The sequence below is a fragment of the Mucilaginibacter sp. KACC 22773 genome (assembly GCF_028736215.1).
In the GTDB taxonomy this organism is placed as follows: Bacteria; Bacteroidota; Bacteroidia; order Sphingobacteriales; family Sphingobacteriaceae; genus Mucilaginibacter.
The window spans coordinates 4214536-4239936 of sequence record NZ_CP117883.1; the positions used below are offsets into that span (position 1 = coordinate 4214536).

The following is a 25401-nucleotide window of genomic DNA, read 5'->3' on the forward strand; positions in this document are numbered from 1 at the left end:
ACAGCACACCGGCGTCCCCTGCCCAGCCCTGAAAGGGCGGCATCCGTCTGCGATGGGCATCGCCCATCGATTAAACCATGCCAACCAAACAGCACAGGACGATGCCCTGTGCTGACAGCTTAGTCCCTTTCAGGGCCGGAGAAATTCAAAAATTTACCTGGATACTAACATATGCCGAAATGTCCCTACCCAGCCCTGAAAGGGCAACATCCGCCTGCGATGGGCATAGCCCATCGATTAAAACACACCAACAAATAGCCCTGAAAGGGTGACAGGTCAGCCGCCATGGCAAGAGCACGGGGCACAAATATTCGTCGGCCCGGTAGTATGATACTGGCAAAGAGGGTTCGGTTTTCTGCGACGTTATAACGGGTAACGAGTTTATTGGAGGACGACTCCAACAAAGTGCGGGAAGAATACCAACAAGGGCGAAGCCATGCCTTTAGGACAATAAACCACACAACTTTTTAACCTCAATTGTTTTATATTACCCTTTCGCACTGCTTAAAAATAAAAATCCCGTATATACTATAACATCCGGGATTTGCGTGGCATATACTTAACATGGCGTTTACCTGTCAGTGGGACTTTTATATTCTACAGATCGAAGCTTTTTCTAAGCGCTTCGTATAATTTACTCAACAAAAGCATATTAACATCATATTGATGATTGATAGAATACCTGTGGAGAAAATGATTATTGAATGTATAAAATATAGAAAGTGTCAGTTGCATTGGGTCTATAAATGATTCGATATCAACAACCGGTTTGATCAGATTTTCAAGATCGATCTTATCTCCACTTTCATGTACACTGGTCATACCTGAAAAACTGGGATGACTGAATTCGCTTACCCAAATATAAAACGGCCTGTTCCGGGACATGCCTGCTTTTTCTTCAACAGTGTAAAAGGTTGCCCTTCCCTCGACAAAACCATTTGCCCAGGCATAATCTTTAAAAAAATCACTTCCGTAACCCTCCCGCAAAGATTCGGTCCTTTCATCAATTTCTTTAATTTTATCATCGCTTAATGGTGGAAATTTTAATTCATCCCGGTGTTTCTCAAACGATTCTTTTTTCTTTTTGATGTCCTTATGGCTAAAGTCCATAAAACGCTTATATAATTCTGTATTATCTTCCTTGATTAAAAAGAGCCCTACAACGGCGTGTTCATAAAATGTCCGCCATAATATCAAAGCAGATCTTGTGCTCCCATAAGTTAATAAAATACCAATTTCATCGCTTAAACGACAAAGTGTTCCATAAATATTTAGGAGTATGAGATCCGGCAACTCAATTGTCGTACCATCTAATTCTTTGCGAATATTTTTAAAAGCTAAAAAACAGCAATTTAAGAACAGACAGTAATAATTAAACGTTGATTTATGAAGTGAAACGATACTTTTCTGATTCCGTTGCGAATCCTTAATCCAGGTTTTTATAAATGATGATACATCTCTTTTATTAATAATAAAATCTGTTAATGTCTCTTCGACCAGATCAAAAACTTCACTATTTTGAAGGATTTCCAGAAAGTCCTGATGCTCCAACTTTAACTTCTTACGGGCCATTTCAAGCACGTCGTTGATGATGTAATCATACTCAGGTATCAGCAAATTTTTGAATTTACTCATCTCGATATTTTTTTAATGCTGGGGACAACTCAAACAAAGTTCGGGCGGGAACACCAACAAGGCGGAAATTCACGTCCCCGAGAACATCAATAAACTTGTTGGAGAAGCGAATAGACAGAAATTTTACTATAGATAATACTTATCTTTTATAAAGATGTTTATCCTAATCTGTTTTAATTCAATATAGTTTGTTATTTTTAGAAACCTAAATGATCAAATGATGTCCCCAATTACGTAATCGAGATAACCGGATTATCCGGCTTTGCCAATAAATGCTTTAAATCCGTGTCAATTAGCGTTTATGTCGCGAATAATGTTTTACATAAAAATATTATTCGACGGCGCCCACGAATTTATTGAGTATTTTCAAAGCTATGCTAAAATTATAAAAATATTTAATGATTACTCTATTTACCATATTATGATGGAAGATTCGTTTCCGCAACTACTCACTAACGCGCCAGTTGGCGAGGATCTTTTCGAAGGCCAGTCACAGGCTAGGGTGGGAGAATATATTTCTAAAAATATAAGCATCAATGACACTTGTCAAATAATTGGCATCGATGGAGGCTGGGGCTCAGGCAAATCAAATTTAATTGAGATAATTAAAAGTAAGTTAGAAGCACGCCATCAAGGCAAGTATCGTTTCTTTATTTATGATGCTTGGGGACACCAGGAAGATCTACAAAGGAGGTCTATTTTAGAAGAGCTTACGCATTTTTTAACTGCCGATAATAAAGGCAAAGCTGTTATTGAAGATTTTGACAAATGGACAAATAAACTTAAACAGCTTCTTGCCAAGTCTAAAGAAACCCAAAAAAGATCCATTCCAAGCTTAAGTTTAGGCATTGTATTTTCAGGCCTAATATTGATACTTACACCTTTGTTTAAGTCAATTTCAGAATTTACAGACTGTAATTGGCTAAAAGTTGTAATTACTGCTATTCCGGTTATTTGTTTGATGGTTTTCTTTATATATTACTATTGCAGCAAAACGAGTAAAACTTTAAAAGTAAGGCAAAGATTGAACGAAGCGGTGCACAAGCTTTTTCATATTTATCAGCAAACACAAAAAGAAGAAATCACGTTTGAAACTATTTCCGAAGATGAGCCATCCGTAAAAAAATTTCGCGATTGGATGAAAGCCATTTCAGAAGATTTAGGAAAAAACCGATTGGTGATTGTTTTCGACAATATGGATAGACTGCCCGATCAAAAAATTACAGAGTTATGGTCGTCTATTCATACTTTTTTTGCGGAAAGCAGATACGATAAAATTAAAGTTTTAATCCCTTTCGATAGACAAAATATAAAGAATGCATTTAAACATAATGAGGAGCCAAAACGCAACTATACTGACGATTTCATCAACAAAACTTTTGACGTAGTTTACCGCGTTTCGCCTCCAATTTTATCAGATTGGAGAAAATATTTTGAAATTAAATGGACAAAAGCCTTTAATGAATTAGGAGAAGAATTTCAAAAGGTAATTCAAGTGTTTGACCATTTGGCTAACACCAAAACGCCACGTGAAATTGTTGTTTTTATAAATGAATGTGTTACTACCAGCCAAATTAACACCAATGTTCCGCTTCGATATGTAGCTCTTTTTGTTGTTGCAAAATCGACTATTTTGAGCGAACCCGATCAGCAGATAGTAAACCCGTCCTATTTAGGAAGTCTAAATTTTCTATATCAACCAGATGAAAAGTTACCTCAGTATATTGCAGCATTGATTTATCAGATAGATCACGAAAGGTCATTAGAAGTCATCTTTACCGATAAATTGAAAAGTGCTTTGGATAACAACGATGTAGAAGAGATTCAAAGCATAAGTGAATATGCCGTCTTCCAAGTAATTTTAGAAAAGACTATAGTGCTCGTAGAAAACTACGAAAACGCCGTAAACACATTAAATGATTTAGGAGACAAAATAAAACAGCAAACTTGGGATGATTTATACTACAAATTAAATCCCAAAGTTGAATCCGTTAAAGACGCGAAGGTTAATAGCTATCAATTAGTGCTTTTGCAGAAAGTTTCAGATAAAAAAGGTTTTCTAAAAGGATTGATTAATCTACTTATAAATTCTTCAAAATTTATTGCAACTGACTATTATGATAGCATTCGGTCGATTGAGAATACCATTAAAAGTAGTAGAATAGATCTTGAAGTTAAAAACTTTCTGAAAACGCGGCGAACTCCGGCGGATGATTTCATCAATTTGATTAAATCAAAAGATGACTCCAATACTTACAAGATAACTGTCGACGAATTAGAATTAAACGATGCTCTTATAGCAATAAGAGATAAAGATGAATTAGAAAATTCAAGTTATTTAAGTCGAATAAAAACGAGTTATAATTTAAAGAAATATACCGATTCGTTGGAGACACGAATTACAGAAGAACAGAGTGATAGGCAATCTGTTTCGGCACTTTATCAGGCGTATAAAAATGCATCAAAAGGTACTGTAAAAGTCTTGCTTAACGATTCGTATATCTACACCCATTTCGTCAATTTAACAGTTAAAGATGTATTTTACTACGATATTATTAGCATGCGAATTGCCAAATGGAACGATTTTCAATCGTATTCAAGCTACTTTGTAGAACTATTACAATCTACAGATGATGAATTGATTAAAAGTCTTTCGATGCAGATTACATCTTTTATAGAATACGGAGATATTTTAATCAATCTTTTGACTTTCGAATCTCCACTGGTAAAGTCTGTAGCTTCTTTTTTAACAGAAAATCCACCGTTGAGCCCTAAAATATCATTATTGAATGTTTTAAAAGATGTCGATGCCATAACAACAGCAATTAACCTTCCTGTAGATACGATTATTAAAAGGCTAAATAACTGGGACAGTAAAATTATTACTATACAGAATGTAATTGGTATAATAAAAAATACAAATTTTTTAGAGGGGTGTCTTAAAATATCTAACAACTTGACACTAAGGATTATTGAAATTTCAAATGCATATTTCAATACGATAAATTACGACACCTGGCAAAAGGAATTTTCAGACCCGAATTCAACAACTGTTAAAGCCGCGTTAATAGTATTGAAAAATCAATTTTCTGCTCAGGCAGTTTCTGCGGTTAAAATATGTCTACTAAAGATCGCTAAAAGTGAACTTCCGATTCCTGATAAAGATGTTTGGATTAACATTATATTTAAATGTAATATTAATTCGATACGTTCTGCGGTAAAAGATGTTAGAGACTTGTTCCTTAGTGCCAAAGAAATAGATAGCACAATGTTTAAATTTTTCGGTTCTTGGTTATTCGAGCACGGCGACCTCAACAGTCAACCTTCAGCATTACGTCGTATTTGCCGGAAAGAAGTTCTTGAAGACCCCGCGTGTGTTAGTGTAATCGTAAACTATCATGAGACAATTATTTCAATTTATCAGAACAGCGAAGAAAAAGAGGATTTTAATAACGAGTTACAAGTCTTGATAGACGAGGGTAAAAACTATTTGTCTGGGCTTATTGAAATCTTAGGAATTAAGCTAAAAGATAGCAAAGACAATAAAAGATAAACTCGGCGCAGATAACCACTATAAATTTATTGAATCTGTGGCTGCCTCCGCCGCTGTCGCAAGACTCCAGCCTTGTGGCCCACATGCTAAGTTTACGCCATGCCTTTAGGACAATCCACAATGTTTGTTGTTAACCTTAAGTTCTTGTATTACTCTTTTGCTTTGTTTAAAATACAAAACCCTGGATGAAATTAAACATCCGGGATTTGCATATTCATTTACTTATCATGGCGTTTACCTATCAGCGGCCCACAAGGCTGGAGCCTTGCGGCAGCGACAAAACGCTTGCGGTTGCTGGTTATCTACGCGGTAGTGCGCATAGTAAGCTCTTGCATTCTGTGTTATATTATTTATAGTTTACAATTATCGGTTAAGATAATCCCTATACTCATCTTGAATCATTCCGGCCGAAACATATTTGGTATTGGATGCATTATATGTTTGAGTTGCGAATTCCAAGGCTTCATCAATTGATGCAAACGTATTTATTACTCCGAAAGGCTCATCAGGATCTAATAATGAAAACCCGTAAATGTCTAATAAGTCTTCATTTCCTTCGTCGAAGGATTCAAAATATGATACTGAATAGCCTTGATTTTTCTCCTTATCGATCCTTAACCATTTAAGTATCACGTAATCATCTTCCCCGGTAAAACCTAACCACTGTTCTATGGATTTGCCAAGTCTTACGTTGGATTTAATCTGCTCTTCGGTTAAATACTGTTTCATAATTCAATTTAATTATTTATTCCCCATTTCCAATCCTCTCATATACCAATGTAATTGTGAGTCTTGTTGTTTCATTTAGCTTCTGGTCGGTGTTATCAGACTGCCCACAGGTTGAAACACGTGCGCAATTTATAAAATCGTTTTAGCATCCCAGGCTATCGCCGATTTTATCCTATGCTGACCTACCCGTTTCGTGTGTGCCGCTGATAGGTAAACGCCATGACACAGTATATATTTTCCAGTTCGATACCGGCAATTGGATAACGACACACGTGCGTAAGCAAAAAGGAGGGCAATTTGTAAACCGTTTTAGCTTGTCGGCCTATGGTCGATCTTATCAACAACACTACCAATAGCGCACGCGAATATGCTATACTTTCGCCTGGTTAGCTAACGCCTCAAAACGTCACTTAACAACAAAACGCCAGGCTCAAGTGAACCTGGCGTTTCATTTAGCCGGCAAAAACCAGCGCCGCATTAAAAAGCGCCGTCGTCGATAGTTATCGTCACTTTTCTTTTTTTATCCTGCAGGTATTTGGTAAGGCAAAATAATGTTGGGCGGTTATCGTAAAAATACGACCGTTGAACAATGATGTCTTCATGCACATCAACACCTTTTGCAAGCAAATATTCCTTGTTTATCAGTTGCTCTTTTACAAACTCAAAGCGCCCGCTTCTATCTGGTATTGAAAAAAGTTCGGCAACCACTTTTTGAAACGGTTCATCGTTGTAAAAAGAGATCAGCTCGGCATAAACACTTTTCAATTCGTCTTCGGTGTATGTTACTAAGGATTGTGTCATATGTCAAAAAAAATTAAGTTATTGAGGTGTATCGGTTGCAGGCCACGAGTAACCGTAGGTAGCGCAGGCAATATAGCCAACAGAACCACAAATGGTATGCGTGCCTCCTATCCTTAAGGCATCATCATCTTTTGAGGGGTTATAATCAAATGATGCCAGTGGATGTGAGGGATCTTCAAAAGTCCGCAACGTGATCCTGAATTTCTCGTTGATGGGGATATGCCTTTTTCTCATTTCATCGATATTGGTAATTTTACGGGCATATTCAAGCCGCTCTGCTTCGGGCTGCGCCTCGATATCCGAAATAAACTTTTTAAAGTTAGGATGGTTGATGGTTTGGATTAAACTGTTGGTCATTTCCGGATCAACTTCATACTGTTTGTGTTTCATGGTTTTTGTTTTTTTTAATTATTTAAATTAAGAGCAATAAATACCATCAATACAGTTAATTAATTAACCATAAGTGTCATTTATTTCTTTGCAAATAAACTTAGTCGACCAAATAAAACACCTACTCATATGTTGCAAATTCGTTCGACTTTGTTGCATCTGCTGTAGAAAAGCAACCTTTAATGCTGCGGCAGGCCTGGGTACCCGCGTGCAAACCTGGATTTTATTGGGAGGCCTTAGGTTTACAATTTCCCGGCGTTTGCGTTAGGGATTGAAATGGGTACCGGCCCACGAGCGTAATGCCTGCAGGCGTATGAATGTAAAGCCCGGCCCGCAGGGAACGCCATTTTAGTAGTAAGTAGCAAGTAGTAAGTAGTAAGACTTTTTTTGGCTTGTGTGCGGGGATGGGGGGTTTTAGTATCAAGTAGTTAGTAGCAAGTATCAAGACTTTTTTTGGTTGGTATGCGGGTTTTTAAATTGGCGACACGCAGCACATGATACGCAACAGAATTATGTTATATTTGGCGTCTGAACCAAGTCGCGATATGTATTTGAAGCCTTTTTGCCTTATCCTGTTAATAGCTTTTCCGCTGGCTATTTTTGCACAATCAAACTATCATGCGGGTTATATTTTAAAAAATAACGGCGATACCGTAAAAGGGTATATTAATTACCGCGACTGGCAGCAATCGCCCATACTTGTCGACTTTAAGGTTGAGAAAACGGGTAACCAGGTACAGCAGCTTGATGCTAAGGCTATTAAAGGGTTTGGGATAAGCGGCGCGGAAACTTATATGAGTTATACCGGCCCGGTAAGTATGGATAAAACCAGTTTCCCCGATTTGCCCGATGGTTTTGATACCACCCAAACGGTGGCTTCGATATTTTTAAAGCGCCTGGCAACGGGCGAACATTTAACGCTTTTTAAGCACCGCGACGATATTAAAACCCGCTTTTTTATTGCCGAAACCGCCGCCGAACCGGCCGAGCTGAGGTACCACGTATACTATAACCCCGGCAAGCAGATTATAACATCGGACGTGTACAAGGGCCAATTTTTGTGGCACATTAATAAATATGCCCCCGCAAACGGCAAGCTGATTGCCCGGGCCCAGCAGGCTGCCTTTGACGATGCAGCCCTGGAAGCTTTGGTGAACCAGCTGAACGCCGGCCAGGCCGTTGCCGCTAAGAGGCAATCGGGCGCCAGGCTGTTTGTTGGTATTGCGCTGGTGAACACCGATACCAAAGTGAATGATGTGCATAATTTTACCACAACAACGGTATCAACCTACAGTTCTGTAACGCCCAAAATAAGTTTGGGGGTTGATTTGTTTAGCAACCCCAACGTTCAGCAATTTATATTCAGGGCCGAGCTGTCGTTCGGGTACATCAGGCCGCAGCTGCCGTACCCGGTAACCATCAACACGATAACCACCAACGAGATTTATTCATTTAACCAGTACACCACTTCGCTTACGCCACAGGTAATATTTAACTTTTATAACAAGGATGATGTTAAGGTGTACCTGGGCGGCGGGATGGGGCTTAATTATTCGGTGTATTCGAACAATAAATTCCGCCTTGCCGATGCGAATGCCAATAACGGCACTACGGCTGTGCCCCAACCATTTAACCTTAGTTCGTTATGGGTTAATTTCCCGGTACAGGCCGGGGTAATGTTCAACAGGAAAGCAGAAATTTCGTTCGGCTTTGCTCCATACGCTTATTACACCAACAACAGCAATTATTACGCGGCCAACAGATACATGAGCCTGGGGGTAAAATGGCTCTTCGGCAGGCAATAATTTTTTCAGGCAGGCACAATAACTTCGGATAAAATAAGCCTCAAAACAACTACCCGGGTAAGCCCGCACCAGGCGGGCCCACCTGGATTTCTGTAACGACCGTTCTGATTAAATAGGATTAACCACCGGCCTGCCCGGCACAACTACACCCCGCGGCCCGGCCGCAACTACTACCCTGCGAACAGGCTTACGGTGGGTGATTCGTGACGCATGGTTCGGTTCTATATCTTCAAATGCCCCGCCGCTACAGGGTACTTACCCCACCGCAATTCTGTCAACAGGAATTACCAATACAACATAATGGACTTTCCTACTCATCCCCACACCAAAAACAGCCCACACCCAAACCCCGGTACCCGAAGGGTGCATATTGGCAGCATTAAGGGTACCCGATAGTAGCCCGATGATGGCAGATAAGGAGCTGACGAGGTGCCGGCAGGGATACCCTATTCCGCTGTGCTATTCTGAAGATTGATGGATTATAACATGGCTATGCCTGCGAACGGAGGCGCTGATCAGCCGGTGAAGTTCATGTTTTTGGATTGCCCAAACACTTAACCCGCTGATTGCAAACAATATAAGTATTCGCCCCCGAACACCCGAACGGTATGGTATCCAACCGAACACCAATGACCAATGAACGAGTGAACCAATGGAACGCAAAAAAGCCCTTGACTGTTTCCAGCAAGGGCTTGATTTAAGATTTGGCACCGACCTACTCTCCCACGTTTTACCGCAGTACCATCGGCTCTGGCGGGCTTGACTTCTCTGTTCGGAATGGGAAGAGGTAGACACCGCCGATATAGGCACCTGAATATTTTTAATGTTGAGGTGAAAGCTTAAAGGTGAAGGGTGAAAGGTTTTTAATACCTTTTGCCTTTATCCTTTGGCCTTTCTGCCTTAACAATGACATATTATTGAAAGAAGTAATTAATCAGAGAAAACAACAATATTAGTGTGTTCATGGTTGATAGTTCATGGTTCATCGCACATATTACTATGAACTATGATCCATTTGCTATCAACCACTATTATTACCTGCTATGAGAAAGCTTCGGGCAATTAGTATCACTCGGCTATGATGTCACCACCTTTATACCTATGACCTATCAACGTAGTAGTCTGCTACGACCCTCAATGGAAGTCTCATCTTGTGGCTAGTTTCGCACTTAGATGCTTTCAGCGCTTATCTATTCCCAACGTAGCTACTCTGCAATACAGCTGGCGCCATAACAGATTCACCAGAGGTTAGTCCAACCCGGTCCTCTCGTACTAAGGTCAGCCCCACTCAAACTTCCAACGCCCACAACAGATAGGGACCGAACTGTCTCGCGACGTTCTGAACCCAGCTCGCGTGCCACTTTAATGAGCGAACAGCTCAACCCTTGGGACCTTCTCCAGCCCCAGGATGTGACGAGCCGACATCGAGGTGCCAAACCTCCCCGTCGATATGAGCTCTTGGGGGAGATCAGCCTGTTATCCCCAGCGTACCTTTTATCCTTTGAGCGATGGCCCTTCCATGCAGAACCACCGGATCACTATATCCGTCTTTCGACCCTGCTCGGCTTGTCTGCCTCACAGTCAAGCAAGCTTATGCTATTGCACTCCACGTACGGTTACCAAGCGTACTGAGCTTACCTTTGAAAGCCTCCGTTACCTTTTTGGAGGCGACCACCCCAGTCAAACTACCCGCCAAACAATGTCCTCCGCTGTGCAGAGTTAGACACCAAATACAGAAAGGGTGGTATTTCAACGTTGACTAACCAACTCCTAGCGAAGCTGGATCACAGTCTCCCACCTATCCTACACATCCTGTATCCGATATCAATGTTAAGTTGTAGTGAAGGTGCATGGGGTCTTTCCGTCCCGTTGCGGGTAACCGGCGTCTTCACCGATACCACAATTTCACCGAGCTCATGGCTGAGACAGCGCCCAGATCGTTACACCATTCGTGCAGGTCGGAACTTACCCGACAAGGAATTTCGCTACCTTAGGACCGTTATAGTTACGGCCGCCGTTTACCGGGGCTTCGATTCAATGCTTCGCCTTGCGACTAACATCCCCTCTTAACCTTCCGGCACCGGGCAGGTGTCAGGCCATATACGTCATCTTTCGATTTTGCATAGCCATGTGTTTTTGTTAAACAGTCGCCTGGGCCTTTTCACTGCGGCTTCCATTGCTGAAAGCGCCCCTTCTCCCGAAGTTACAGGGCCATTTTGCCGAGTTCCTTAGCCATGATTCACTCGAGCACCTTAGGATTCTCTCCTCGACTACCTGTGTCGGTTTACGGTACGGGTTTTTATAACCTGAAGCTTAGCGGGTTTTCTTGGAAGTCTGATTACCTGAACTATTACCGCCTCCGAAGATTTGGTATACTATCAGCTTTCAGCATGGTCTGCGTACTTAACTACAGTCCATATACCTACGGCCTTTAACGAACTATTCCGTCAGTTCGCGTCAGTGTCACTACTCCGTCACCGCATCGCAGTTATAAAAAGTACTGGAATATTAACCAGTTGTCCATCGGCTACGCCCTTCGGCTTCACCTTAGGCCCCGACTAACCCTGATCCGATTAGCGTTGATCAGGAAACCTTAGTCTTTCGGTGGGCGGGTTTCTCTCCCGCCTTATCGTTACTTATGCCTACATTTGCTTTTCTATTCCCTCCACAGTCGGTTGTCCCTCCTGCTTCGCCGGATAATAGAATGCTCCCCTACCAGATGCATTGCTGCAAATCCATAGCTTCGGTATACTGCTTGATGCCCGTTTATTATCCATGCCCGATCGCTCGACTAGTGAGCTGTTACGCACTCTTTAAATGAATGGCTGCTTCCAAGCCAACATCCTAGCTGTCTGTGCAATCGGACCTCGTTAGTTCAACTTAGCAGTAATTTGGGGACCTTAGCTGATGGTCTGGGTTCTTTCCCTCTCGGCCCTGGACCTTAGCACCCAGAGCCTCACTCCAGCGTATATTAATAAGCATTCGGAGTTTATCTGGATTTGGTAGGATTTGACTCCCCCGCACCCAATTAGTAGCTCTACCTCTTATTAACTCAACCGCCAGGCTGTTCCTAAAAACATTTCGGGGAGTACGAGCTATTTCCCAGTTTGATTAGCCTTTCACCCCTACCCACAAATCATCCGGAAACTTTTCAACGTTTATCGGTTCGGTCCTCCAGTACCTGTTACGGCACCTTCAACCTGTCCATGGGTAGATCACAAGGTTTCGCGTCTACCTCCCCTGACTATACGCCCTATTCAGACTCGCTTTCGCTTCGGATCCGTGTCTTAAACACTTAACCTTGCCAGGAAAGAGTAACTCGTAGGCTCATTATGCAAAAGGCACGCCGTCACAGATTGCTCTGCTCCGACCGCTTGTAAGTACACGGTTTCAGGTTCTATTTCACTCCCCTGTTCGGGGTTCTTTTCACCTTTCCCTCACGGTACTGGTTCACTATCGGTCTCTCAGGAGTATTTAGCCTTACCGGATGGTGCCGGCAGATTCCCACAAGGCGTCTCCGACCTCGCGGTACTCAGGATACCACTATCCTATCATTCATTACCCGTACGCAGCTGTCATGCTCTATGGCCGGGTTTCCCACCCCGTTCCGGTTTTGTTTGATTTTCATATTGTGGTCCTACAACCCCAATTATGCCGTAACATAATTGGTTTGGGCTTCTTCCCTTTCGCTCGCCACTACTCAGGAAATCATTATTATTTTCTCTTCCTCTGCTTACTTAGATGTTTCAGTTCAGCAGGTTTGCGCATTTATGCAACTATTCTTCAAATAGTTAGGTTTCCCCATTCAGAAATCTACGGATCAAATCTTATTTGCAAATCCCCGTAGCTTATCGCAGCTTATCACGTCTTTCATCGCCTCTGAGAGCCAAGGCATCCCCCGTGTACCCTTTCTTACTTTCTTCTACTTATACGCCTTTTGCTCGTATAGTATGCTTTTTGATTCTTGTTGCCGTTTTTAGTATCAAGTACTTAGTATCAAGTAGCAAGACCGAAGCCTTTCTCCTTTTTTACTTTTCCGCAATATTCAAAAGCCTGCAACAGTCCTCTATACTGTTGTCTTCTCTTTTTTATTACTTCTTCCAATATGTCAAAGAACGTTCGCGGATGTGCCGATTTCAGATTTCAAATGTGCAGATGATTTCTCATTTGCATATCTGCATATCTAACATTTGCACATCTACTGGTGGAGAATAACGGATTCGAACCGTTGACCCCCTGCGTGCAAGGCAGGTGCTCTAGCCAGCTGAGCTAATCCCCCTTAAGATGAGTTTGCAGTTTTGAGTTTGCAGTTTGCAGCCTTTTTTTACTGCCTACTGTGAACTGTTTACTACCCACTCGCAGCTTCGCTGCGCTTGTAGTCCCGAGCAGATTTGAACTGCTGACCCCTACATTATCAGTGTAGTGCTCTAACCAAGCTGAGCTACAGGACTATATTTCAGTTTGCAGTCTTTAGTTTGCAGTTTGCAGCTTGTACTGCTTTGTAGTTAGCTCTTGTTGCCAACTGCTAACTGCTCTTTACTGCCCACTGTGAACTGCCAACTGTGTCCCAGCTCACCTTTCGGCTTCGCTCCACATAGATGGCTTCATCTTTTGGGTTTCCTTTTTGTGTTTAATTATTGAATGACTGAATTAGTGAATTACTGATTTGTTGTTTTGTATTATATATAGCATATAACCTATTCAACTTAATCTAACTCAATAAACCAATCAACCAATTTTAAGAAATAATCATGTAGGTAACTTGTTACAATAACTGATGTATCGATACTGCTCCAGAAAGGAGGTATTCCAGCCACACCTTCCGGTACGGCTACCTTGTTACGACTTAGCCCCAGTTACCGACTTTACCCTAGGACGCTCCTTGCGGTTACGCACTTCAGGCACTTCCAGCTTCCATGGCTTGACGGGCGGTGTGTACAAGGCCCGGGAACGTATTCACCGCGTCATTGCTGATACGCGATTACTAGCGAATCCAACTTCACGGGGTCGAGTTGCAGACCCCGATCCGAACTGTGAACAGCTTTTGGAGATTGGCATCCTGTTGCCAGGTAGCTGCCCTCTGTACTGCCCATTGTAGCACGTGTGTAGCCCCGGACGTAAGGGCCATGATGACTTGACGTCGTCCCCTCCTTCCTCTCTATTTGCATAGGCAGTCTGTTTAGAGTCCCCACCTTAACGTGCTGGCAACTAAACATAGGGGTTGCGCTCGTTGCGGGACTTAACCCAACACCTCACGGCACGAGCTGACGACAGCCATGCAGCACCTAGTTTCGTGTCCCGAAGGACTTGAGCGTCTCTGCTCAATTCACTAACTTTCAAGCCCGGGTAAGGTTCCTCGCGTATCATCGAATTAAACCACATGCTCCTCCGCTTGTGCGGGCCCCCGTCAATTCCTTTGAGTTTCACCCTTGCGGGCGTACTCCCCAGGTGGAATACTTAACGCTTTCGCTTAGACGCTGACCGTATATCGCCAACATCGAGTATTCATCGTTTAGGGCGTGGACTACCAGGGTATCTAATCCTGTTTGATCCCCACGCTTTCGTGCCTCAGTGTCAATCTAACCATAGTAAGCTGCCTTCGCAATTGGTGTTCTGTGACATATCTATGCATTTCACCGCTACTTGTCACATTCCGCCTACCTCTAGTTCATTCAAGCTCATCAGTATCAAAGGCACTGCGATAGTTAAGCTACCGTCTTTCACCCCTGACTTAATAAGCCACCTACGCACCCTTTAAACCCAATAAATCCGGATAACGCTTGGATCCTCCGTATTACCGCGGCTGCTGGCACGGAGTTAGCCGATCCTTATTCTTACAGTACATTCAGCTTTGGTCACGACCAAAGGTTTATTCCCGTACAAAAGCAGTTTACAACCCGTAGGGCCGTCTTCCTGCACGCGGCATGGCTGGTTCAGGCTTCCGCCCATTGACCAATATTCCTTACTGCTGCCTCCCGTAGGAGTCTGGTCCGTGTCTCAGTACCAGTGTGGGGGGTCATCCTCTCAGATCCCCTAAACATCGTAGCCTTGGTAAGCCGTTACCTTACCAACTAGCTAATGTTCCGCATGCCCATCTTGTTCCTATAAATATTTGATTATAATACGATGCCATATCATAATGTTATGCGGTCTTAATCTCTCTTTCGAGAGGCTATCCCCCTGAACAAGGTAGGTTACATACGTGTTACGCACCCGTGCGCCACTCTCAAGAAAAGCAAGCTCTTCTATCCCGTCCGACTTGCATGTATTAGGCCTGCCGCTAGCGTTCATCCTGAGCCAGGATCAAACTCTCCATTGTAAAATGTCTCGTTTGTTCACTGACCCTATTATTAATAATAGAATCTGTATAATTATTATATCTTTATACAGTATCCAACTTGTTGTTATCATAACTCCTCTTACTCTTTTCCGCCTTGCAGCTTCTTTTTGTTTGAGTTGTTACTCTACATGATTTTCTATTTCTTAAAAGAACTTTCCCGCTTCATCATCCGAATCCGCTATATAATCTTTACAAGTTGCCTTGTCTGATTTGTCATTTCTATTACCGGAATCGCTCCGGCTTTTTAACTTCTTTTGCTCCTTAAAGCAACCCTCCGTTTGGGTCTGCAAAGGTAGAAAACCTTTTTACTTTTCCAAAACTTATTTTTTCTTTTTTTTTATCTCTCGATCTTCAAAGAATCTCTTCCGTTTTGGCCGCCTACCCCTCTCTTTTCTCCCTCGGTGGCGGGGTGCAAAAGTAGTAAACTTTTTTGCTTTCCGAAATTTTATCTGAAGTTTTTTTTAGTTTCCTTTTTTCTAAACCCTCTACCTATTCCTGCTTCAAAAACTCCTTCAGCAACCTTTCTAAGAACAATCCCGCTTCCTTATTTGCGGGCTGCAAAGGTACACGCTTTTAACACTTATGCAAACTGTTTTTAATATTTACTTAACAACCGTGTATAACATGTTAATTATCAACGAGGAAAAAATTGCATTTGCCATCAATCAACAACAGATTGTAGCAGAAATGAGATAAATGGGGTGTTGTGTAAATTAAAATATCGCAGTCCTATACTCTCACCAGCATCAAAAACGCCTTTACACCGGAGGCAAAGAATCTTTATGATCCATCTGAACCTAAAATAAAAATCCCGGTGCGCTATGCAACCGGGACTTTCATTATTATATATTGATTTGAGGTAGATTCCGTTAAAAAACGTAGAAAACACTGGCCTGAATACTGTTATTCTTAAAGTCGCCCAAAACGGGAGACGGTGTTTCCTGAACTTTTTGCATACCATAAACATACCTTGCACCAATGCCCAAACCAATTTTAGATTGATAACCAAGGCCACCCGCCATACCAAAATCAACCTTTTTAGCAAATTTAGAGTCGGTTATACCGCCAAGATCTTCTTTTACCTTGAAGCTTGCCTGAGGGCCGGCCTCAACAAAGAAACCACCATCGGTACGGTATTTAAAAAGGATTGGAACAGATGCATAGGAAAGTTTTATATCCTGCGTCCCCAGTATGCCTGCCTTAACTTTGGCACCTTGCAGCGAGTATAAAAATTCCTCCTGCACCATAAAGTTGTCAGTGAATTTATAAGCAACAGTAAGCCCGGCGTGGAAGCCAGGGAGCGGGTCTGTGGCAAAAGTGGCGCCGGTAAAATTACTATAGTTCCCCCCGGCGGTAATACCGAATTCCAACTTCTTCATTAGTTTTTGACCGAAACTTTGATTCTCGGGAGTTGTCTGACTAAAACCTTTGGTTGATACTGCAACCAAAACAACAAGCATTAATAATAGCTTTTTCATAATTTTCTTTTTTGTGTTATTTTTTGTGCCGTCAGCTGGCTGACCGATTCATTGAGATCAAAGGTGCGGGGTAAATCAACGGTATTACAGTAAAATGTAACCGAAGCGGGCAAAGTTGGGCCGGAGGCGGGATATAATAGGGTCAGTTAAAAAGTGCTGTTATATTTTTTTGCAGGATTATACGTAACAGTTGAGGGGAGAGCGCACAATTACCAAGAAAACTTCAATGCAATTCGCATTCGATAAAGAGCGGCAAAAAAACTTCCATGAAAATCTATCCAAAAAGACAATAACGAAAAAAGGGGACAAAATCCTCAAAGGGGATCCTGTCCCCTTTGAGCAGGCTACTATACAAGTGTTCCAGTAAATTACCGGTTCTTTCTAACTCCAATCTATTTTATCCAACAGGGCAACCACTGTCCCCATTCTCACTGTCGGGTTGCCACACAAGAATCACGTTTACAAGCAGCAAACTTGTAGAAGTTATTAAGATCAATCTACCACCGGTTTTTTGTCGGCCAGGTGCTTTTGCCTTAACAGGGCTTCCAGATAATAATAATCGGCGTAGCTTAAGGGCACATCTACTTCGGTATTAGCTGGCCTTGATCCTGTGCTGTGCAGCAAAATAAAACCTTTGCTTGTACCGGGCCCTGCTGTGTAACGATCGGTTAAGTTTTTAACTATTAAATCGGCTTTCCCCCGGTACAATTTCCCATTGGTACTATAAGTACTTAGCTCATATAATGCTGAAGCCATTACTGCGGCAGCCGACACATCGCGCTGTTCATTTGGTATGTTAGGGGCATTGTAGTCCCAATAGGGCACAAGATCCCGTGGCAAAACAGGATTATCTAAAATAAATTTGGCAACATTTTCTGCCTGGCGCAGGTAAGCTTTATCCTTGGTTTCGCGGTAACACATGGTATAACCGTACAGGGCCCAGCTTTGCCCGCGTGACCATGCCGATTCATCGGCATAGCCCTGGTGGGTTTGTTTTTTAAGCACTTCGCCGGTTTCGGGATCATAACTTACTACATGATAGGAACTGTAGTTTGCCCTGAAATGATTTTTCATTGTGGTATTGGCATGAGTGACAGCAATTTTATAAAACGATGAATCGCCCGAAAGCTTTGTGGCTTCAAAAAGCAACTCCAGGTTCATCATGTTATCAATAATAACCGGAAACTTCCATATCCTGTTATCCCATGATTTAATACAGCCCACTTTTGGATTAAACCGGGTTGAAAGCGTTTTTGCGCCTTCGATAATTACATCCCGGTAGTGCGGATCTTTGGTGAGGCGGTAACCGCTACCCACGCTGGTATAAATTTTAAAACCCATATCATGGGTACCTCCGTTAGTTTTTTGGTCTTCAATAAACGCGGTAAATGTTTTGGCCAGTTTTAACCATTTCTCCTGACCTGAATATTGATACAGGAACCAAAGCTCGCCAGGAAAAAAACCGCTGCACCAATCTTTAGAAGGCACCAATGCTAAATCGCCATTAGCCGTTAACGAACGTGGTGTTACCCCGGCATTTCCGGAACTTTTGGCCTGATCAATTGCGGATAGCATAACCTCGGTTTGCTTTTGAGCCAAGGCAAAGCCTTTTGACACATTTTTTTGAGCAATTGCATTTAATTGCAAAAACGCACATAAAAGGCATGCGATTGTATATTTTTTATTCATCATTTAGTTATTAAGAGGCGTTAATTGGATCTCTAAAATTTTCATCAGATTGTTTTTGGTTATTGTAGTTGGGATGATCTGTAGTGTATGCACGCCGACAGGCAGGGTCATCTCTCCCAGAGATGAACTTTTAATTTCATCTTTTTCAGACGATAAAGCCTCGCCCTTTTTAACAAGGCTGTCTACCGTGCATTCAAACGTGCCCGCATCGCTGGCATCAGCCAGGTATTTTATCGTAATTTTATACGTGACGGGTTTTAAAAGCCTGAAATTCCATTTAATTGACTGATCCAATTTACTCCAGCCATCCAGATAATATTTACCCGCTTTACCATCGCCAAAACCAAAACCTTTACCTGTTAGTTCAGCGTCAAAAGCCAGCAAACGGTTTGTGCCATCACCACCCGACAATAATCGTACAGTGTCTGTTTCAATATTGCCCTTTGTGGCCAGCACAATAACAGTATTTATGGTATCGGGAGCTTTTGATGGAATGGTTATGCTTATATCCAGCGGATTGATACGTTGAAACGGTAATTCTTTTTTTGATAGATCGGTTAACAAATAGGCCTTATTAATATCGCTTTTTAAACCGCCTACCATGATTTTACCATCCGTTGGCCATTTAAATACATGCAGGAATAAAAGATTCCCTTTACGGGTAGATACACCCCAGCTTTGAAAAGGCAAAGGTGTTTTGGTGGTTTTATATATACTTTCTGAATTTTTATCCATCCATCCGGCTATGCCGTTTAAAATAGCTACATCCTCCGGCGCGTACTCCCCATCGCCCGTAGGGCCAATATTCATTAGTAAATTACCACCACGCGAAGCAGCTTCGGCCAGCAGCTGTATAAAAAAGCCAACGGGCTTGTGGCTTTTATCAAATTTTGAGTAACCGTATGATTCATTTGTAGTGGGGATAGCTTCCCAATCGCCGTCAACGGGAAAGAATTCGGCAGGGCGGTCGGAAGTATTTTTGTAATCGCCCATATTTAAGTTATTGCCGGCCCGCGCCAGCCTGCCATTCACCACAACATTTGGGTCGGTTTCGCGGATGGCTTGCAGGATGCGGATATTTTCGGACAGTGGGAGCTTTTGCGGCGTATCAAACCATAGGATATCCGGGTGATAAGTGGTTAGCAGTTCCTTAATTTGCGGAATTGCTTTTTCATCAACATACTTTACAGCCTTAGGTAACAATTCGGGATGAAGATCATACCAGTCGCGCCCGCCATACAGATTCAGGTCGCCGCCGGGATTTTTATAATCCCAATCATTGCCCGGTGCATCAGGATGTTCCCAATCAAAGGCATGCGAATAATAAAAGCCAAACTTCAGTCCGTATTTTTTACATGCAGCGGCAAGGTCGGCCATGGGGTCGTGTTTCCAGACCGTTTGTTTTACAACATTATAGTCAGACACTTTGGAGTTGTACATCGCGAAGCCGTCGTGATGTTTAGCGGTGATAATTAAATAGCGCATACCGGCCCGCCTGGCTATTTTAACCCATTTATCAGCATCAAACTTTACCGGGTTAAATTGATGGGCCAATTCAAGATATTCGGCGCGGTGAATCTTTTGTTTACGCATCAGGTGCTCGGCATAACCATCTATGCGTTTACCTTTCCATTCACCGCCGGGTAATGAATAAATGCCCCAGTGAATGAACATACCAAACCGGGCATCGCGCCACCAGCTTACCCTGCTATCATGAGTTTTCATGCTTGCCGTCCACCAACCATTTACAGCATTGTCAATGGCTTTTTTGTCGCGATCCCTGGCCTCATTTGCCATCGTTTTATCCTCATCGCCTTTATCCTGGGCAAAGGCAAGGCTTGTATTTAATATTGTGGCAAGAAAGTATACGGCTATCGCAAATTTTCTGATCATCATTGATATTTGTTGAAACCTCTTCACGGTACGCCTTACCGACAAAAGATTAAAGCTGCGCATAACCCTTTTTTGTTTTGAGCGATAGTAATACGTTCGCCTGGTTTATTTATTAGTTTTCATTGGCATAAGCAGTATCCGGATAACTACTACTTTATAATAATACATGCACCGGGCTTCATGGTACCAGATTGATTTGTAATATTTTTCATGTGTAATTAACATGCAAAAAATACTTACCAGACATACCGCCATTTGCCATAATATTTCAACGCCCGATAGCTTTAAAACTCAAGATACACTCAATTCTGTCACCCTTTACAAATGAGCCTTAATATTTTCACTCCAACGATTTAGTTAGGAATTAATGAGCGTTGAACAAAACAAATTGGTTGATTGCTGTAGGTGTTTGTGCAAATTCACTCATCGCTTTTTACCCAATCGGGATTTTTCATGTCAATAAAGAACCATCAATTGACTTTGACAAAAGGGAATGCAGCCAACGGGCTACCTGGATTTCTGCGGTATTCTAATGGAGTTTTTCCGGTGAGGGCCTTAAAGTGTCTGTTGAAATTTGAAAGGTTGCCGAAGCCCGAATTATAGCAGATTACAGTGGTGCTGTAATCTTTTTCGCGCAGTAACCTGCACGCGTAGTCAATCCTGATTTCAATTAAAAATTCGAAATAACTTTTATTGGTGCGGAGTTTAAAATAACGACAAAAAGCATTCGGGCACATATAAACAATATCAGCAACATCCTTTAGCTTTATAGTTCTCGTAAAATTATTTAACGTGTATATGTATATCTTAGATAGCCGTTTTTCGTCAGTTTTATTAAAAGTATCTGCGTCGGGCGTTTCTGTTAAAAACTGGTGCTCATTACCAATGGCAATCCTATTAAAAAGGTTAATCAGAATTGAAAAATGTTCATAAACCGGGGCATTCACTAATTTCGACATCAATTCAATAACGTTTCTTTTTTCTTCGCCTTCAATATGCAACCCCTTTACAGCTTCAACGAAAAGCCGGGCCATCGTTTCGTTTTCAGGGAGTTTCATAAAAGCATCGCCCCAAATATTGGGGTCAAAATGCAGTGTTAATAACTGCACTTGTAACGGAATTTTTCCACGCTGCATCAAATCATCCTGGTAAGTGAAAGTATCAAACTTAAACATGTGCGGTGTGTTTTTGCCAATTAATATTAACGTATCGCCCGATACCCGTATTAATTTATCGCCAAGCAATAGCGTCCCTTCACCCTCAATAATATAAATGAGTTCAGTTTCTACATGATAATGAAAATCATTTAAAGCATGATACCTGTTAGCCTCCGTTATGCTTAACGAATTTTTTTGTTGCTTAAAAAATGAATAAAAATGAGTTTCCATTGTACAGTTCTAACCACTTTGCACTACCAATAACAATTATTGGTTAATATAGTATCAGTTATGATTAACATTTACAAATTAAGCTAAATTTTAGCAGGATAATTTTGAGCAAACGCAATTGTTTATGAAAACAGAAAAATTTATCCTCAAACTAACTGAAGCGTCAATTGATGATATTGACATTGTAGGTGGCAAAAACGCCTCGCTTGGCGAAATGCTGCAAAACCTTGGCGGCTTTGGCATTAATATTCCCGATGGATTTATTATCACAGCTGCTGCTTACTATCATTTTATTTCATCAAATAAACTTGATGAAATTATAAAGCAGATTATTGATGAAACTAATATAGACGACCTGGAAGCGTTGATGCAATGCGGTGCCAGTATTCGTAGCCTTATATGCAGCGGCGAATTTCCACCTGTTCTGGAATCCCAGATAATTGAAGGATATAAAAAGCTGAGCCAGCAATATAATCAAAATAATGTAGATGTAGCCGTTCGGTCGTCTGCTACTGCCGAAGACCTTCCGGATGCCTCCTTTGCCGGTCAGCAGGATACTTTTTTAAATATCAGCGGGGCCGAAAGCCTCCTGGTGGCCGTGAAAAATTGTTTTGCCTCTCTGTTTACCGATAGGGCAATTAGCTACAGAAAGGCATTCGGATACGATCATTTTCAGATTGGCCTTTCTGTATGCGTTCAAAAAATGGTTCGTTCCGACCTTGGTGTTTCCGGTGTTGCTTTTTCATTGGATACCGAAAGCGGATTTAAAGATGCAGTGGTAATTAACGGATCATACGGCCTTGGTGAGATGATAGTGCAGGGGGCGATAAACCCGGATGAATATATTGTATTCAAGCCCTTATTAAAAGAAAGCTTCCGCGCAATTATCGAAAAAAAATTAGGCACCAAGCACCAAAAAATGATTTATGGCGATACCATACAGGAAAGAGTGCGGGTGGTAGAAACATCATCTAATGACAGTACACAATTTTGCCTCAGCGATGACCAGATTTTACAGTTGGCCAAATGGGTGGTGATCATCGAAGATTATTATTCGGCGCTTAAAGGGCGGTGGTGCCCTATGGATGTGGAATGGGCTGTTGACGGAAACTCCGGGGAACTTTTTATAGTACAGGCCAGGCCAGAAACCATACATTCAAGGAAAACCGCGGGCATTGTTATTGAATTTAAAATAGATGATGAAATGCGCCATGAAAAGGTGTTGCTTAAAGGCATTGCCGTTGGCGACAAAATAGCTTCGGGCCGGGTGCATTTACTTAACGGCCTCGAAAAGCAAAATATTCACGAGATTAATTTTCTGCCTGGGGATATCATGGTTACCGACATGACCGATCCCGACTGGGAACCCGTGATGAAAAAGGCCGCTGCTATTATTACCAATAAAGGCGGCAGAACGTGCCATGCTGCAATTGTAGCGCGCGAATTGGGCGTACCGGCTATAGTAGGTTGCGAAAATGCGACCGATATATTGAAAACAGGTCAGCTAATAACAGCATCATGCGCCGAAGGCGAGGCTGGTATCATTTATAACGGCTTAGTCTTTTTTAAAAAAATCGAACAAAACCTGGCTGACTTGCCGGAAATAACAACCCCGGTAATGATGAATGTGGCTTCGCCAGAGATGGCTTTTCAATACGCTTGCTACCCCAATAAGGGGGTGGGCCTTGCCAGGGAAGAATTTATCATTAACAATTATATCAAAGTTCATCCCCTTGCCCTGCTTAAGCACACCGAGTTAAACGATGCAGCATTAACAGAGCACATTGCCGGGATAACAAAAGGGTACGCAAGCGGTGAGGATTTCTTTATCGAAAAACTATCCTACGGGATTGCCAAAATAGCAGCGGCATTTTACCCTAATAAAGTTATCGTAAGGTTTTCGGATTTTAAAACCAACGAGTATTTCAATATGCCGGGAGGTAAGTATTTTGAACCCGTTGAAGAAAACCCGATGATTGGCTGGAGAGGGGCATCACGGTATTATTCTACAGCATACAAACAAGCTTTTGGAATGGAGTGTAAAGCCATTAAAAAGGTAAGGGAGGTAATGGGCCTTGACAATGTGGTAGTCATGATCCCCTTTTGCCGCACGGTTGATGAACTGTTAATGGTTTATAATACGATGGACGAGTTTGGCCTAAAACGAGGCGAAAACAAGCTGGAGGTCTATTTAATGGCCGAAGTTCCATCTAACGTGATACTGGCCGCGCAATTTGCCCAACATATTGACGGGTTTTCGATTGGATCGAACGACCTGACGCAACTTGTTTTAGGGCTCGACAGGGATTCATCATTAGTAGCGGGTTTATATAACGAACGAAATGAGGCGGTAAAAATGATGATATCCCATTTGATCCGCATTGCTAAAAAGCTGAACGTAAAAGTGGGCATTTGCGGGCAAGGGCCATCCGATTTTTCGGACTTTGCCCAGTTTTTGGTTGAAGAAGGTATAGATTCTATTTCGGTAACCCCTGATTCTTTTATGAAAACAGTTAAAGCTATTGGCCAGATTGAGCAAGAGATAAAGCTTAAACAGATCACCTTACCTCAACAACTCATCGAATTACAGAATTTAACAGCGAATAGTTTATTTTAATTTTCAAACACTACCATTATCCATTTACCATGAATGAAATTAAGACCTTAGGCCAGTTTATTATCGAAAAACAAAAAGATTTCCCTTATGCAAAAGGAGAATTATCGAGATTATTAAGAGACCTTGCAATTGCCGCAAAAATTGTGAACCGCGAAATTAATAAAGCGGGGCTTGCCTCCATACTTGGCGATTCGGGTACGGTAAATGTGCAAGGCGAGAGCCAAAAGAAACTGGATGTTTATGCCAATGAACAATTTATAGCCGCGCTACGAAGCGGGGGCGAATGTTGTATGATAGTATCTGAAGAAAATGACGAACACATTAATATCGATTCGGAAATTTCAAAGAACGCCAAATATGTTGTCGCGATAGATCCCCTGGACGGCTCTTCGAATATTGATGTCAATGTGGGGATTGGGACTATATTTTCAATTTACCGCAGGACTTCGGTTTCCGGAGCGGCAACAGTGGAAGACATTTTACAAAAGGGCACCAGCCAGGTGGCCGCCGGTTATATTATATACGGCTCATCTACCATGCTGGTGTATACAACCGGAAAAGGTGTTAACGGATTTACCCTCGACCCCTCAATCGGCGAGTTTTGCCTGTCGCATCCCAATTTAACAATCCCCGAAAGCGGGACCATTTATTCAATAAACGAGGGTAATTATATCCACTTTCCGCAGGGTGTTAAAAAGTACATCAAATACTGCCAGGAAGAGGATAAAAATACATCACGGCCATATACATCCCGCTATACGGGCTCGATGGTGGCCGATCTTCACCGAAATCTAATCAAAGGCGGCATATTCATCTATCCTTATACATCGGCATCTCCCAAGGGAAAATTGCGCTTGGTATATGAGTGCAACCCTATGGCCTTCATCATGGAACAGGCCGGCGGAAAAGCATCTGACGGAACAAACCGCATCCTCGACCTGGAGGTTTATGAATTGCATCAGCGCTCTCCCATCTTTATCGGATCGCGGTTAATGGTTGAAAAAGCCGAAGAATTTATGCGGGTGTTTCACCAGGAGGCGCGTAAAGTACTCAACGGCTATGCGCTTGATGTTTAAAAATTAC

At 42.1% G+C, this 25401-nt stretch carries 12 protein-coding genes, 2 tRNA genes and 3 rRNA genes; 4 read left to right on the forward strand and 13 right to left on the reverse strand.

Annotation, left to right across the window (positions count from 1 at the left end; all coding sequences use genetic code 11):
* Positions 1 to 597: 597 nt before the first annotated feature.
* Positions 598 to 1635: a DUF5677 domain-containing protein gene (locus PQ469_RS17165; RefSeq protein ID WP_274208779.1), complete on the reverse strand. Its 1038-nt coding sequence runs from the start codon at positions 1633 to 1635 to the stop codon at positions 598 to 600.
* A 421-nt stretch (positions 1636 to 2056) separates the two neighbouring features.
* Between PQ469_RS17165 and PQ469_RS17170 the strand changes: the two genes are divergently transcribed.
* Entirely contained in the window at positions 2057 to 5188 is a 3132-nt protein-coding gene (locus PQ469_RS17170; protein ID WP_274208780.1) for a P-loop NTPase fold protein, read from the forward strand.
* A 363-nt stretch (positions 5189 to 5551) separates the two neighbouring features.
* On the opposite strand, the gene PQ469_RS17175 is transcribed toward PQ469_RS17170, so the two are convergent.
* From PQ469_RS17175 to PQ469_RS17185, 3 genes are all read right to left on the reverse strand, one after another.
* Positions 5552 to 5917, reverse strand: a complete 366-nt coding sequence (locus PQ469_RS17175; RefSeq protein WP_274208781.1) for a hypothetical protein — start codon at positions 5915 to 5917, stop codon at positions 5552 to 5554.
* A gap of 477 nt (positions 5918 to 6394) precedes the next feature.
* Entirely contained in the window at positions 6395 to 6718 is a 324-nt protein-coding gene (locus PQ469_RS17180) for a hypothetical protein (protein WP_274208782.1), read from the reverse strand.
* Positions 6719 to 6736: 18 nt separating this feature from the next.
* Complete coding sequence (locus tag PQ469_RS17185; protein WP_274208783.1) at positions 6737 to 7108, reverse strand: hypothetical protein; 372 nt, start codon at positions 7106 to 7108, stop codon at positions 6737 to 6739.
* 494 nt (positions 7109 to 7602) lie between these two features.
* Between PQ469_RS17185 and PQ469_RS17190 the strand changes: the two genes are divergently transcribed.
* Positions 7603 to 8913: a hypothetical protein gene (locus PQ469_RS17190; RefSeq protein ID WP_274208784.1), complete on the forward strand. Its 1311-nt coding sequence runs from the start codon at positions 7603 to 7605 to the stop codon at positions 8911 to 8913.
* 702 nt (positions 8914 to 9615) lie between these two features.
* Here the strand turns inward: PQ469_RS17190 and rrf are convergent.
* The 9 genes from rrf to PQ469_RS17235 form a co-directional block, all read right to left on the reverse strand.
* Positions 9616 to 9727 (reverse strand): 5S ribosomal RNA (rrf, locus tag PQ469_RS17195).
* Between the two features lie 229 nt (positions 9728 to 9956).
* Positions 9957 to 12835 (reverse strand): 23S ribosomal RNA (locus tag PQ469_RS17200).
* 280 nt (positions 12836 to 13115) lie between these two features.
* Positions 13116 to 13192 (reverse strand) — tRNA-Ala (locus tag PQ469_RS17205).
* Between the two features lie 97 nt (positions 13193 to 13289).
* Positions 13290 to 13364 (reverse strand) — tRNA-Ile (locus PQ469_RS17210).
* 346 nt (positions 13365 to 13710) lie between these two features.
* Positions 13711 to 15232, reverse strand: a 16S ribosomal RNA gene (locus PQ469_RS17215).
* The 16S, 23S and 5S rRNA genes sit together here with 2 tRNA genes alongside, the layout of an rRNA operon.
* 890 nt (positions 15233 to 16122) lie before the next feature.
* Complete coding sequence (locus PQ469_RS17220) at positions 16123 to 16731, reverse strand: porin family protein (RefSeq protein ID WP_274208785.1); 609 nt, start codon at positions 16729 to 16731, stop codon at positions 16123 to 16125.
* Positions 16732 to 17223: 492 nt separating this feature from the next.
* Positions 17224 to 18306: a glycoside hydrolase family 88 protein gene (locus PQ469_RS17225; protein ID WP_337993738.1), complete on the reverse strand. Its 1083-nt coding sequence runs from the start codon at positions 18304 to 18306 to the stop codon at positions 17224 to 17226.
* A 117-nt stretch (positions 18307 to 18423) separates the two neighbouring features.
* Complete coding sequence (locus PQ469_RS17230) at positions 18424 to 20316, reverse strand: alpha-L-fucosidase (protein ID WP_274208786.1); 1893 nt, start codon at positions 20314 to 20316, stop codon at positions 18424 to 18426.
* A gap of 467 nt (positions 20317 to 20783) precedes the next feature.
* Entirely contained in the window at positions 20784 to 21701 is a 918-nt protein-coding gene (locus tag PQ469_RS17235; protein ID WP_274208787.1) for an AraC family transcriptional regulator, read from the reverse strand.
* Between the two features lie 124 nt (positions 21702 to 21825).
* Between PQ469_RS17235 and ppsA the strand changes: the two genes are divergently transcribed.
* Both ppsA and fbp read left to right on the forward strand, forming a co-directional pair.
* Positions 21826 to 24318, forward strand: coding sequence for a phosphoenolpyruvate synthase (gene ppsA / locus PQ469_RS17240; RefSeq protein ID WP_274208788.1), 2493 nt, complete (start codon positions 21826 to 21828; stop codon positions 24316 to 24318).
* A 29-nt stretch (positions 24319 to 24347) separates the two neighbouring features.
* A complete protein-coding gene (fbp, locus tag PQ469_RS17245; protein ID WP_274208789.1) occupies positions 24348 to 25394 on the forward strand; it encodes a class 1 fructose-bisphosphatase in 1047 nt (348 codons plus the stop codon).
* The last annotated feature ends 7 nt before the right edge of the window (positions 25395 to 25401 follow it).

What these genes read in the sequence shown, in the direction of transcription:
- PQ469_RS17170 (WP_274208780.1), top strand. Translation starts at nt 2,057, where the DNA reads ATGATGGAAGATTCGTTTCCGCAACTACTCACTAACGCGCCAGTTGGC.
- PQ469_RS17165 (WP_274208779.1), bottom strand. Translation starts at nt 1,635, where the DNA reads ATGAGTAAATTCAAAAATTTGCTGATACCTGAGTATGATTACATCATC.
- PQ469_RS17225 (WP_337993738.1), bottom strand. Translation starts at nt 18,306, where the DNA reads ATGCTATCCGCAATTGATCAGGCCAAAAGTTCCGGAAATGCCGGGGTA.
- PQ469_RS17180 (WP_274208782.1), bottom strand. Translation starts at nt 6,718, where the DNA reads ATGACACAATCCTTAGTAACATACACCGAAGACGAATTGAAAAGTGTT.
- PQ469_RS17185 (WP_274208783.1), bottom strand. Translation starts at nt 7,108, where the DNA reads ATGAAACACAAACAGTATGAAGTTGATCCGGAAATGACCAACAGTTTA.
- PQ469_RS17220 (WP_274208785.1), bottom strand. Translation starts at nt 16,731, where the DNA reads ATGAAAAAGCTATTATTAATGCTTGTTGTTTTGGTTGCAGTATCAACC.
- PQ469_RS17230 (WP_274208786.1), bottom strand. Translation starts at nt 20,316, where the DNA reads ATGATGATCAGAAAATTTGCGATAGCCGTATACTTTCTTGCCACAATA.
- PQ469_RS17175 (WP_274208781.1), bottom strand. Translation starts at nt 5,917, where the DNA reads ATGAAACAGTATTTAACCGAAGAGCAGATTAAATCCAACGTAAGACTT.
- fbp (WP_274208789.1), top strand. Translation starts at nt 24,348, where the DNA reads ATGAATGAAATTAAGACCTTAGGCCAGTTTATTATCGAAAAACAAAAA.
- PQ469_RS17190 (WP_274208784.1), top strand. Translation starts at nt 7,603, where the DNA reads ATGATACGCAACAGAATTATGTTATATTTGGCGTCTGAACCAAGTCGC.
- ppsA (WP_274208788.1), top strand. Translation starts at nt 21,826, where the DNA reads ATGAAAACAGAAAAATTTATCCTCAAACTAACTGAAGCGTCAATTGAT.
- PQ469_RS17235 (WP_274208787.1), bottom strand. Translation starts at nt 21,701, where the DNA reads ATGGAAACTCATTTTTATTCATTTTTTAAGCAACAAAAAAATTCGTTA.